The organism is Echinicola salinicaeni, from assembly GCF_014280965.1.
GTDB classification, from domain to species: domain Bacteria; phylum Bacteroidota; class Bacteroidia; order Cytophagales; family Cyclobacteriaceae; genus Echinicola; species Echinicola salinicaeni.
Genome location: NZ_JACODZ010000004.1, coordinates 94,134 through 106,212, shown reverse-complemented (window position 1 = coordinate 106,212; position 12,079 = coordinate 94,134). Strand labels below are relative to the sequence as shown.

Annotated in this window: 11 protein-coding genes; 4 read left to right on the top strand and 7 right to left on the bottom strand. The window is 38.3% G+C overall.

What is annotated here, in order from left to right:
- The first annotated feature begins 1 nt into the window (after position 1).
- The gene (locus H7U17_RS08400; RefSeq protein WP_186756262.1) at positions 2–718 is read left to right on the top strand and encodes an SIMPL domain-containing protein; all 717 of its coding nucleotides are present in this window, start codon (positions 2–4) and stop codon (positions 716–718) included.
- A gap of 76 nt (positions 719–794) precedes the next feature.
- Here H7U17_RS08400 and H7U17_RS08395 read toward each other — a convergent pair whose 3' ends face one another.
- From H7U17_RS08395 to H7U17_RS08380, 4 genes are read right to left on the bottom strand one after another with little or no spacing between them, the layout of a single operon-like run.
- Complete coding sequence (locus tag H7U17_RS08395; protein WP_186756261.1) at positions 795–1,877, bottom strand: hybrid sensor histidine kinase/response regulator; 1,083 nt, start codon at positions 1,875–1,877, stop codon at positions 795–797.
- Complete coding sequence (locus H7U17_RS08390; protein ID WP_230981329.1) at positions 1,867–4,017, bottom strand: 7TM diverse intracellular signaling domain-containing protein; 2,151 nt, start codon at positions 4,015–4,017, stop codon at positions 1,867–1,869. The genes H7U17_RS08395 and H7U17_RS08390 overlap by 11 nt, the downstream gene beginning before the upstream one ends.
- Positions 4,018–4,026: 9 nt before the next feature.
- Positions 4,027–4,713 carry a hypothetical protein gene (locus H7U17_RS08385; RefSeq protein ID WP_186756260.1) on the bottom strand — a complete coding sequence of 229 codons (687 nt, stop codon included), beginning with the start codon at positions 4,711–4,713 and terminating at the stop codon, positions 4,027–4,029.
- Positions 4,703–5,812 carry a ThiF family adenylyltransferase gene (locus H7U17_RS08380; RefSeq protein WP_186756259.1) on the bottom strand — a complete coding sequence of 370 codons (1,110 nt, stop codon included), beginning with the start codon at positions 5,810–5,812 and terminating at the stop codon, positions 4,703–4,705. The genes H7U17_RS08385 and H7U17_RS08380 overlap by 11 nt, the downstream gene beginning before the upstream one ends.
- A 243-nt stretch (positions 5,813–6,055) precedes the next feature.
- On the opposite strand from H7U17_RS08380, the gene H7U17_RS08375 reads away from it, so the two are divergent.
- On the top strand, positions 6,056–6,529 hold the full coding sequence (locus H7U17_RS08375; protein ID WP_186756258.1) for a response regulator: 474 nt from the start codon (positions 6,056–6,058) through the stop codon (positions 6,527–6,529).
- Here H7U17_RS08375 and H7U17_RS08370 read toward each other — a convergent pair.
- The 3 genes from H7U17_RS08370 to porX are packed head-to-tail and all read right to left on the bottom strand — an operon-like array spanning position 6,526 to position 9,737.
- Positions 6,526–7,743: an alanine dehydrogenase gene (locus H7U17_RS08370; RefSeq protein WP_186756257.1), complete on the bottom strand. Its 1,218-nt coding sequence runs from the start codon at positions 7,741–7,743 to the stop codon at positions 6,526–6,528. The two genes, H7U17_RS08375 and H7U17_RS08370, sit on opposite strands and share 4 nt — an antisense overlap.
- Positions 7,733–8,167 carry a tRNA (adenosine(37)-N6)-threonylcarbamoyltransferase complex ATPase subunit type 1 TsaE gene (gene tsaE, locus H7U17_RS08365; protein ID WP_186756256.1) on the bottom strand — a complete coding sequence of 145 codons (435 nt, stop codon included), beginning with the start codon at positions 8,165–8,167 and terminating at the stop codon, positions 7,733–7,735. Before tsaE ends, H7U17_RS08370 begins: the two co-directional genes overlap by 11 nt.
- Positions 8,168–8,174: 7 nt before the next feature.
- Positions 8,175–9,737 (bottom strand): T9SS response regulator signal transducer PorX, encoded by a 1,563-nt coding sequence (porX, locus tag H7U17_RS08360; RefSeq protein WP_186756255.1) that lies wholly within the window; start codon positions 9,735–9,737, stop codon positions 8,175–8,177.
- A 66-nt stretch (positions 9,738–9,803) separates the two neighbouring features.
- Between porX and H7U17_RS08355 the strand changes: the two genes are divergently transcribed.
- Positions 9,804–11,033 (top strand): HD domain-containing protein, encoded by a 1,230-nt coding sequence (locus H7U17_RS08355; protein ID WP_186756254.1) that lies wholly within the window; start codon positions 9,804–9,806, stop codon positions 11,031–11,033.
- A gap of 15 nt (positions 11,034–11,048) precedes the next feature.
- The gene (gene lpxD / locus H7U17_RS08350; protein ID WP_186756253.1) at positions 11,049–12,071 is read left to right on the top strand and encodes a UDP-3-O-(3-hydroxymyristoyl)glucosamine N-acyltransferase; all 1,023 of its coding nucleotides are present in this window, start codon (positions 11,049–11,051) and stop codon (positions 12,069–12,071) included.
- The last annotated feature ends 8 nt before the right edge of the window (positions 12,072–12,079 follow it).

Sequence of the window (12,079 nt, the reverse complement as noted above, 5' to 3'; positions counted from 1 at the left end):
CATGAAAAAAGTACTTATAATATTCACCCTTTTACTGACGGGGTTCTCAGCCAGCAAGGCACAATCCGCAAGTAATTCCAACACTATTCAGGTTAGTGGAAAAAGTGAAATCAGCATCAAGCCCGATCAGGCAATCATTTCTATCAACTTGGAAAAAATAGCCATGTCAGCATCTGAAGCTGCCGCTGCCTTAAATAAACAAACCAAAGGAATAGAAAAACTGATCAATTCAAGTAAAATTACTGACTTAGAGTTTTCAACCAATCAATACAGAATAAGACAAAACAGAATTTATCGCCAAGGAAGTTCAAAGGACAGTGGTTATGTAGCCTCTCAAAACATCAAAATCATAGTCAAATCCCCAGAAGAGGACCTAGTCTCCCTAGTGGAAAAACTGAACAAAAGCGAAGAAATCATGTTCCATGTCTCTTTCGTGGTATCTGAAGAAATGCAGAAAAAGTACGAAAAAGACCTCCTTACCTCTGCGCTTGAAGATGCACGAGAAAAAGCTGAATTAATTGCCGCCACAATGGACCTAAAAAACATAAAGGTTTTCAAAATCGACTACAGTAGTCAGCAAAATTTTTCTCCAAGACCAGTACAAATGGAATACATGAAGGCTCAAATAAGAGGGACAGATGCAGCCCCACCTACATTCTCTCCCGAAGAGCAAAAACTCAACGACCAGGTATTGGTTATCTTTAACTTTACTGAATAAAATAAAAATGCTCCCAAATAAGTACCTAACTTTTTGGGGGCGCTTCATAAGGCCAGCTCCTTTTTCTATTTCATTATCATAAAGAGGGGATGGTAATCTTAAAAGAAGTACCTCCACCAACTGCAGAATGCAAGGCTATGTCTCCCTCCAGCTGTTCTACTGATTCCTTTACCATATATAAACCTATACCTGCCCCCACATTTTTCTGTGTAGCCCTGTGAAACAATTCAAACACCTCGTTTTGATATTTTTCATCTATACCGATGCCATTATCAGAAACCTCTATAATTGCCTTGCCCCCCCGAACTTGGACATCCACCTTGATAAATTTATCCGGATTCCCCTCCTGCTGAAACTTAAAAGCATTACTGAAAAGGTTATTGAATATCACCCGTAGCTTTGCCTCATCAGAATCAAAATTCTCTTCTTGATGAATATTGACTTCTAGCTGAATATCGCTGAGGTCCCATTTATTATTATAAGCTTCATACTGTTGTTCCAGCAACTCATTAAAATCAATGGAAGTGATTACATTGTCGATTTTAGTAGAACGATAAAAATCGAGCATTTTATAGATAAAATCATCCAGCTTAAAAGTTGCCGAATCGATCATTTCAAAATACTCCAATATTCGATTATCTGTACATTCCATCTTTGCCAATTTGGAAACTCCTGAAATACTCATCAGAGGCCCTCTAAGCTCATGAGAAAGACTGTAGACAAATTGGTTCATCTCGGAATGCATTTTCTCCAATCGCTGATTTTTTTCCTTGAGTTCCTTCCTTGTAAAATAAATATCAGCAGCTGTTTTAATAGCATTTTTAATTTGCTCAATATTCCATGGCTTGTCGATAAACCTATATACCTCACCCTTATTGATGGCATCAATGACACTGGCAATATCTGAATATCCAGTCAGCAAAATACGGATTGGATCTGGCTTTATTTCAACCAATTTCTCAAAAAATTCCACTCCTGTCATCCCGGGCATTCTCTGGTCTGCAATAACCACATGAATATCATTTTCACGAGCCTTCTTCAAACCTTCCTCAGCATTTATGGCCGTAAAAATTTTAAAATCCTTTCGGAGGCTGGCCTTGAACGAGTGTAGATTATTATCCTCGTCGTCTAAATATAAAACATGGATTTTACTGCTCATTTTTAGGTGTCTTTTGATATACAGGTAACTTAATTACAAATTTGCTTCCTTTTCCGGGCTCGGTAATTACGTCTAATGTACCTTTATGATTTTCGATAATCTTATACACAATTGATAAGCCCAAACCAGTTCCCTTCCCTACAGCCTTTGTCGTAAAAAAGGGTTCAAAAATTCTTTCTCGGACATGTTCTGGCATGCCAGGACCATTGTCTCCTATCTCCAATATGACATTCCCATTTTGGGATATTGTTTTTATTAAAATCTCAGGAGCAGGGTTTTCACTCCCTTGCTCACCTAAAGCTTGTATAGCGTTGCTAATAATATTCATGAACACTTGGTTGATCTTGCCAGCCAAACATTCTACCATTGGTATATTCCCATACTCCTTTCTAATTTCAATCTTACCCATGGTACTGTTTAGTAGCACCAAAGTACTATTGATCCCATCATGTAGATCTACTTTTTTAACATCTTGTTCGTCCACCCTAGAAAACAACCTTAGTCCCTTGACAATTTCGACGGTTCTCTTTGCTCCGTCTTCCATGCCCTTTAACAATAAACCAATCTCTTCTATCAAATAATCGAACTCAAGATCTTCCTCCAGTTCTTGAAGATCCTCAAGGGATTCCTTTGAAAACTCAGACTTGCCTTTCTCTCTATAAGCATCTACAATCTCTATAATATCCTTTATATCCCTTTTCAAAGGGGACACATTGGAACTGACAAAATTGATCGGATTATTGATCTCATGCGCAATTCCAGCAGTCAACTGCCCAAGAGAAGCCATCTTTTCCTGATTGACCAATTGGGTTTGGGTATTTTGAAGATTGTTTAGCGTTTTTTCCAATTCCTCCGTCCTCAATTTAACTTTTTCCTCCAAAATAACATTCTGTTCCTTGATCAACCTTTCATTTTCCTTCAGCGCATGGAATGTTTTTTGTTGCTCCTGCTCCTTTTCCTTTTTTAAAATATTTATCCTGTTCGCCAATGCCAGCGAAAGTAATATGGCCTCCAATGCAGTACCTATCAACATGGGGAAACTAGCTAATTCAGGAAAAACAGCTATCCCCAAATTCTTCAATACGAAAAGGACTACTCCAATCAAGAAAAATGACCAAGCTATCAAAAAGTAAATTGCCGGTCTGTAACCTTTTTTTGCAGTCAGCACACCTGACCAAAAAAAGAAAATGGCCACTAACATACCAGCCAAATCCGTTAACCTATAACTGATCTCAATGAAAGAAAATAGTCTAGATACCAATACAATCAAATAAATCCCTCCTATCAACAGCAAAACCTTATCAAGAACTGGTATTATTCTAGGAGTCTTTAAAAAGATCCGAATAAACATAACTGCAAAAAGCCCTGACATACCGGAAAAGAGGACAATGCTACTTTCATAGAGCGCATAATTTGACTTAAAAATCACCAAAGAAGAGTATCCTGCCAAAGAAAGCTGTGCCAAAGTAATAAACAAGGTATATAAACAATAAACCAGATAAACCTTGTCACTGACGGAGAAGTACAAAATCAGGTTGTATAAAAATAAAGCGAGCATAATCCCAATATAGATATTGAACAATATGCTCCTATTGGCATTATAGCTTGCAAAATCCCGCTTCTTATAAGTTGAGATATCAACAACCAATGGTTCATGTGAATATATTTTAAAAATAAAATCCCCTGATCCCAACCTATCAACCTCAAACGCAGGAGAAAAATTGCTTTCAATCAAGCTAAATTCACCGATCATGCTAGTCCCCTTCTTTCCTAAAGAAACATAATCACCATTTTCACTTTTTTGAAATAGCTCTATAAAGCGAATAGATGGAGTCTTCGCTTCCAAAACCAAAGGGTCCTCCGGTGACAAGCTCCCCCTGTTCAACTGAACCTTTACAAAAATTGTATCCTTTATGATCCCTAAATCTACGCCCCCCTGTATTTTCAATTCTTCTTTAACTGTATAGTCTGCAAAACTTTCGCCCTTTTGTTCCAGCAAGCTGAGTTTTTCAATGCTCATTTTTGAGTTTGCATCATGCTGCTCCGATCCTGAACAAGATCCAAATAGGAATACTAAGGCCGATAAACAAAATAATACGATAAACTTACTGGTTGCAGACAGTATTCTTAACAGCTTCATCTTATCAAACTAAATTTTTAAATCATAAATTATAGTAAACTCCCCTTTCTCACTACTCTCATTTGCTGAATGACAAGGATTTTCACGAAGAAAATTAATTTTTTCTCTTTCTTCACACAATGCATTTGGTAATTCATGGAGATCTTTAATATCCAAAATCGTTGCTATCAGCCCCTCTTTAGGATACAAAAAAGTACCCTTGTCTCCCAAATCTTCTATCACCTTAAAGCCTAAAGTCTGGCACCTTGCCACTGTAAAAGGGGAACAAAACCCCATTAAACACTTTAAACCAAGTAGAGAAGCTACCGCTACACCTGCTCTGATTAAAAATATGCTACCAATCCCATACCCAGCTATCTCTCTTGAATTCCATACACCACAAAGTTCTGCTACTTCCAAGTCCTCAAATTCGGACATATGTTCAATTATCCTTGTATCCTTTTCTCTGATCGCTGGTTCCAAGGGCAATTGAAATTTATCACATTTAATCTGTACTCTTCCCCCACCAAAAACCTGCGAACCATCTTCTGATTCAACTACCAATAGGTATACATTAGGATTTTCTACCCAAGACCTGTCCGCAGAAGTCACCTTAGTGACACCATAGGATTCCAATACAGAGAAATGTCCGTCAATATACTTGTCTGTTGTTGTAGTATCGCTTATGGCTCTGATTGCTTTTATCCTAACCTTCATCTAAACCACCTATTACCTCTTCCAAATCAACATAAAACCTTTTCGAAGGGACTTTTTGGTTCAGCAAGATCATTCGAGCATAATGAGCTCCCATTGCTCCTCCCATAATTACAGAGGAAGCCAATTGAGGCCATGTCGTTATTGTTTTACCTATCTGTTCCATACTCATCTTTAGCCTTTCGGACAACTGGTCAAAATCCAAAATTGACATTAAAATTTCTTTATACCTCTCTTGTAAAATTTCTGCCAATTCATTTTCTTCGCCAAATTCCTCAAGAAATCCATGGAAAATGGGTCTTTGGGGTTCATCGTCAAATCGCTCAATATCCATTAGCCCCCGATCACTTGTATCCATGATTACAGGTATTTTTAGGGATTTGGCTTTTATCCTACTCTTTATTTTTACTGGAAGACTATCACACTCCTCAACCAATAAATCTAGGCCTCCGTTGCTTTCAAAAAACTCATTTATATTGTCATCAGTAATCCCCTCCTCATAAATAACCACTTTCAAAAAAGGATCAATCTCTGCTATTTCCCTGGAAACCATCCAGGCCTTTTTCACACCAAGGTGATAAACTCCAGTCCTGATCCTATTCATATTGCTTAATTCCAGCGTGTCAAAATCAGCTATCCTCAATTCTCCAAAGGACCTTTCCATTGCCAAACTAAGAGCTACACTTTGTCCTACAGATAGACCAATCACCCCAATTTTTTTGGTTGATAATAGCTCTTGCTCTTCTTTGGTGATTTTGTACTGGTTCCTGGATGTCCTCACTTGAACAAAATCTTCCTTTGAAAGGAGACGGACCAGCTGTCTTCTCCAATGATAATAAACCCAGCAACCATACTTATCCCTGGGTTGATTAGCAAAAAATTCTTTAACCATTGGAGCCAACTCATCATCACTTAAACCATCCTGCGGATGGTTTATCTTGATCAATTCAGCCATCTGACCATCCAAATGGTCGATTTTCTCTACCACTGGATCATTTTTCAACTCCTCTAACAGCTTAACTTCTTCCTCATTGTTAGGCTCTGCGGGCAATATTATCGCCTCCCAATTTGGATTTGATCCTTTTATAAAATTCAATTTCATTTATACCTTGGTGATATTTCTTATGTCAAACGCAAGTAAAGTTATATTATTGACATTGTAATTAAATGAAAAAAGAAAAAAATCACTCGAAAAAAAACCGAAAATTCTAAATAGATTTACTTAAATTGAGTATGGATGACAGTTTTAGACATATATTTGTACTAGATTAAAAAATATTTGTTCCAATTCAAACTAAATGCCGCATATCTCACCAAGGTAAGCATTGAATTCAAAGATTAGCACATGAGTGAATCGACAAAAGAAAAAATACGAATTCTTTATGTAGATGATGAAGAAAACAACCTTCAAGCATTTAAAGCTACTTTTAGACGTGAGTACAAAGTCCACCTTGCAATTTCTGCTGAGGAAGGAAGAGAAATTTTAAAATCTAAGGAAATCGACCTCATCATTACAGACCAAAGGATGCCGGAAGAAACGGGTGTGGAATTCCTGGAATCCATTATACCTCTTTACCCCGACCCGATTAGGATTTTATTAACTGGTTATACCGATATCCAAGCTGTAATCGATGCAATCAACAAAGGGCAAGTGTACCATTACCTCACCAAACCTTGGGAAGAGGATTATATGAAAACAGTGATCAAAAACGCTTACGAGGTTTTTTCCCTTCGAAAGGAAAACAAAAAACTTACTGATGACCTCATCAAAGCCAACGAGCAATTGGAATTCCTATTACGTCAAAAGTTGCTATCCTAATACCGCGCTGCCAATAACAATTGAAGCTCCTTATGATTCATTTGGAACTTTCTCCCTAAATGAGCATTTGTTAGGCTTCCCCTATAAGTATAAACCCCCTTCATAAACCACTTATAATTAAAAATCATTTCCTCAGCACCGCCCAAATCTGCCATTTGCAAAAGTATTGGCGTAAAAATATTACTCAGAGAAACTGAAGCAGTCCTGGAAACCCTTGAAGCAATATTGGGCACACAATAATGAATAATATCGTATAAACTATAGGCTGGTTTTTCATGGGAAGTCATTCTGGAAGTCTCTATACAGCCTCCCTGATCAATACTTACATCGATCAACACACTTCCAGGCATCATCGCTGCAACCATCTCTTCTGAAACGACTACCTTTGACCGTCCTTTTTCAGCCCTTAAGGCACCAATCACCACATCGGCTTCCTTAAGCGCTTCACCCAAAGTAAAATTATCTATTGTTGAAGTATATACCTGTTGCCCAAGAAGCTGCTTGATTCGCCTAAGCTTATATAGATGATTATCAAAAATCTTGATACTTGCGCCTAGTCCAAGCCCAGTCCTTGCAGCATACTCCGCAACAGTTCCTGCACCTATAATAACCACTTGTGTCGGAGGAACTCCTGTGATCCCCCCAAGAATCAAGCCTTTCCCTCCTTTTTTCTCACTGCTCAAATATTCGGCGGCAATAAGCATTACCGTGCTTCCTGCAATCTCACTCATTGCTCGTACCACAGGCATCCCTCCTACCTTGTCCTCTAAATTCTCAAATGAAACAGCAGTAATCTTTTTCCTGTTGAGTGAATGAATATACTCGGCCTTTTGCTTCCCTAATTGCAATGCAGAAATCAAGCAGCTACCAGGGGTCATATATGCTATTTCTTCCAATGAAGGTGGTTCTACTTTCAGCACTACTTCCGCTTCAAATGCTTCTTTGGAAGAATAAACGACCTTAGCTCCTGCGTCGGCATACTCCTTATCGGAAAACTTGGAAGCACGACCAGCCCCTGACTCCACGATCACCCGCTGGTTATTGTTAACCAGCAATGCTACTGCTTCTGGAGTAAGCACCATCCTTTTTTCATGCGCCTCGTTTTCCTTCGGCAATCCTATCAAAATCGAATGATCAGAGCTTTTGACCCTGGCCAAGGCTTCTTTGGGATATATTCCTGCCTCTTTGCTTATCTCTGCCATTTTAGCTCCCATCCTGTATCTTTTTTATACTAATTTCCCTTGTTTCTTCTCCAGTGACTTCAATAGAAATCAAATAAAATTCCTCTGGGAGGTAATCCGGAATTTTTTCGGCCCACTCCAACCAACAATATCGACCACTATAGAAATACTCGTCAACTCCTATCTCCAGCACCTCTTCCTGTTCCTCTACCCTATAGAAATCAAAGTGATAAAAAACTTCTCCCTGCTCATTCTCATATTCATTGACTATGGAAAAAGATGGGCTGCTAACTAGATCTCCCACACCAAATGCCTTGGCAATGGCTTTAATCAAGGTAGTTTTTCCAGCCCCCATATTCCCCATAAACACCCAAATGGACAAATCTTCACATGTTTCAATGATCCGTTTGGCTACTTCGGGCAGTTGGCTTTTATCTTCACATTTAATCTTTTTCAATGTTTCCTTAATACTGCTTTGGTGAAAGGTGCATAATTGGTACAATTACCTCCTCCAAAGAAACCCCTCCATGTTGGAATGTATCTTTGTAGTAATTTACATAATAATTGTAATTGTTCGGATATGCAAAGAAATAATCTTCTACCGCAAAAACATAGCTCGTGGAAACATTAAATCTCGGCAATTTGGCTTCCTCAGGCCTGCTGATCTCAAAAACCTTTCCGGATTCGAAATTCAGGTTTTTCCCTTGTTTGTACCTTAAGTTAGTAGTTACCTTTCTGTCACCTATAATTTTATATGGTCTGTTCACCCTTTTCGTCCCATGATCAGTGGTCACGATCACATCACAGCCGGCTTCACTGACCTTCTTAAATAATTCGAATAGTGAACTATGCAGGAACCAGCTTTCTGTGATAGACCTATAAGCTGACTCATCAGGAGCAAGCTCCCTGATCATTTTCATATCCGTTCTGGCATGTGACATCATATCCACAAAATTATAAACCAAAACATTCAGGTCATTATTCATCAAATTTTGAAACTGCTCCAGAACTGATTTACCCTGGCTTGCCTGTAAAATTTTATGATAACTGAATTTTGACTGAAGCCTGTTTTTCTTCAAATTAACTTCCAAAAATTCTTTTTCATGGTTATTTTTCCCCTCATCAGTATCTTCTCCTTCCCACAAATCAGGATGGAATCTGGCCATATCCAATGGCATCATTCCACTGAAAAGGGCATTTCTTGCATAAGCTGTAGTCGTAGGCAAAATACTATAATAAGTATCCTCAGATTTAACGTTAAAATAATCACTTAACAGAGGTTCTATAATTTCCCACTGATCCAATCTCAGATTATCGATGACCACGAAAAACAAGGGTTTATTGCTATCTTGAAGATGGGGAAAGACTTTTTCCTTCATTACCCTATGTGACAAAATGGGCTTATCAGCATCAGCATCATTGAGCCAATCCAAATAATTATCTTTGATAAACCGGGCAAAGTTGGCATTGGCTTCGGATTTCTGTGTATCCAAAACTTCCTGCATGCTTTTATTTTCTGTCTTATCAATCTCCAATTCCCAATAAGTCAACTTCTTGTAAATATCTGCCCATTCTTCATGATCAATGGCATCATTATAGGCCATACTGATCCGAGAAAAATCCTGTTGATAGGACATATTTGTCTTCTCACTGATCAGTTGTTTGTTTTGAAGAATCTTTTTTACCGACAATAAAATCTGGCTTGGGTTAATGGGCTTAATCAGGTAATCAGCTATCTTACCCCCAATTGCATCGTCCATGATATGCTCTTCTTCACTTTTGGTAATCATTACCACTGGAGTCTGAGGCTTCAGTATTTTGACTTGCTGTAAAGTCTCCAAACCAGTCATCCCAGGCATCATTTCATCTAAAAATATCACATCATAATTGGAGTTTTCCACCATTTCAACTGCATCATTGCCACTGTTGACGGTAGTGATTTCGTATCCTTTTTGCTCCAAAAACATGATATGAGGCTTAAGTAGGTCAATCTCATCATCTGCCCAGAGAATTTTAAATTTTTGCATCTTTTCCGGTTTATTTCTTATAAATTTATAACTACTTTTGATTTCTATCAACTAATTCTTAGGCAATTGAAAAGCCATAAAATTCTTAACGATCCTGTTTACGGTTTTATCACCATTCCCAGCGAGTTGATTTTCACTATTATTGACCATCCTTATTTCCAAAGGTTAAGAAGGATCAAACAACTGGGTCTAACAGACTTTGTCTATCCTGGAGCACTGCACACCAGATTTCACCATGCCTTGGGGGCCATGCACCTGATGAGCATCACCCTGGACAATCTACGGAATAAGGGGCACGAAATAAGTGATCAAGAATATGAAGCGTCATTAATTGCCATTCTATTGCATGATATAGGACATGGACCTTTTTCACATGCCCTCGAATACACTTTATTAAAAGGTATTCCCCATGAGTCATTATCCCTTTTGCTCATGGAATCTCTCAACAAACAATTAAACGGCCAGCTCGACCTAGCGTTAAGAATATTTAAGAATAATTATGAAAGAAAGTTCTTTCATCAATTAGTTTCCAGTCAACTTGACATAGACCGCCTAGATTATTTACAGCGGGACTGTTTCTTTACAGGAGTTTCTGAAGGGACCATCGGTGCTGATAGGATCATAAAAATGATGAATATTAAAGATGATCAGATTGTCGTTGAGGAAAAAGGACTTTACAGCATTGAGAACTTCCTCAGTGCCAGAAGGTTGATGTATTGGCAGGTTTATCTTCATAAAACGACAGTTAGTGCTGAAAAAATGCTGATTAACTTGATAAAACGGGCAAAAGACCTTCAACAATCCGGCACCAATCTACAAGGTTCTGAAGCACTTAGTTATTTCCTCCAAAACAATTTCACCTTAAAGGATTTCCAGCACTCTAAAGACCTTCAGGAAATATTCGCCAGCATGGATGATTTTGATATTTGGGGGGCAGTTAAACTATGGCAAAAGAACAAAGATCTTGTTTTGAGCAATATAGCCGATATGTTTTTGACCAGAAACCTTTTTAAAATCAAATTAAGTAATCTTCCCTTGAAGAAAGATGAACTAATGGAGATGGAAAGAAAAATGATCCGTAACCTTAACATTTCTGAGGAGGAACTCCCCTATTTCTTTTCCTATGGCTCTATATCAAACAATGCCTATGTGGCCAAGGAAAGCATCCTAATTTTAACCAAAAAGGGAGAGGTCATCGACGTTGCACAAGCAGCGGACCTACCCAATATTAAAGCCATGAGCAAAATTGTCAAAAAGTATTATGCTTGTCGGGCTAAAGATTTAACTTTGCGATAACTTAATTAAAAACTCATGGAATTTACCGTTAGTCAGATTGCAGAGCTTTTAAACGGAGAAATCGAAGGTGATGGCACCAAAAAAGTTAGTAGACTGGACAAGATCCAAGATGGAACTGAAGGGGGGATAAGCTTTTTGTCCAATATGAAATATGAACCGTACCTTTACAGCACTAACTCTACAGCTGTAATTGTGGCCAAAGATTTTTCCCCTGCAAAGCCTATTAACACCATACTTATAAAAGTAAAGGACCCCTATTCTGGTTTCACCCAGTTATTGGAGGCCTATGCCCAATTCACTAAACATTCCAAAACAGGAGTGGAACAACCTTCCTTTATGGATGGCTCCAGTAAATTTGGAGAAGGAGGTTACAGGGCTGCTTTCAGTTATATAGGCAAAGATTGTAAAATAGGGAATAATGTCATCATCCATTCCCAAGCCTATATTGGTGACAAGGTAAGTATTGGTGACAACTGTATCATTCACGCAGGGGTTAAGATCTATAATGAATCTATCATTGGGAATAATTGCGAATTGCATCCTAATGTAGTCATAGGTGCTGATGGTTTTGGTTTTGCACCTCAAGAAGATAAAACGTACAAAAACATCCCTCAATTGGGCAACGTACTTATTGAAGACAATGTCAGTATAGGCTCGAACAGTACCATTGACTGTGCCACGATGGGCTCTACTATCATCAAGAAGGGAGTAAAAATTGACAACCTCGTTCAAATCGCCCATAATGTAATCATTGGGGAAAACACAGTGATCGCTGCACAATCAGGGATTTCAGGATCTACAGAAATTGGAAAAAACTGTGTTATCGCCGGCCAAGTAGGCATAATTGGCCACTTAAAAATTGCCGACAATACAACCATAGGCGCCAAAACAGGTATCTCCAAATCCATCATCAAACCAGGCCAGACAATTTTTGGGTATATTGGATATGAAATGAAGGAATTCTTAAAGTCCTACTCCATTTTTAAAAATCTGCCAAGTCTACAGAATAAAATTAAAGATCTGGAAAAAAAACAATAAATTTGTGG

Coding starts and splice junctions, on each gene's coding strand:
- H7U17_RS08380 (WP_186756259.1), bottom strand. CDS start 5,812: ATGAAATTGAATTTTATAAAAGGATCAAATCCAAATTGGGAGGCGATA.
- H7U17_RS08390 (WP_230981329.1), bottom strand. CDS start 4,017: ATGAAGCTGTTAAGAATACTGTCTGCAACCAGTAAGTTTATCGTATTA.
- lpxD (WP_186756253.1), top strand. CDS start 11,049: ATGGAATTTACCGTTAGTCAGATTGCAGAGCTTTTAAACGGAGAAATC.
- H7U17_RS08385 (WP_186756260.1), bottom strand. CDS start 4,713: ATGAAGGTTAGGATAAAAGCAATCAGAGCCATAAGCGATACTACAACA.
- H7U17_RS08370 (WP_186756257.1), bottom strand. CDS start 7,743: ATGGGAGCTAAAATGGCAGAGATAAGCAAAGAGGCAGGAATATATCCC.
- H7U17_RS08400 (WP_186756262.1), top strand. CDS start 2: ATGAAAAAAGTACTTATAATATTCACCCTTTTACTGACGGGGTTCTCA.
- H7U17_RS08375 (WP_186756258.1), top strand. CDS start 6,056: ATGAGTGAATCGACAAAAGAAAAAATACGAATTCTTTATGTAGATGAT.
- porX (WP_186756255.1), bottom strand. CDS start 9,737: ATGCAAAAATTTAAAATTCTCTGGGCAGATGATGAGATTGACCTACTT.
- H7U17_RS08395 (WP_186756261.1), bottom strand. CDS start 1,877: ATGAGCAGTAAAATCCATGTTTTATATTTAGACGACGAGGATAATAAT.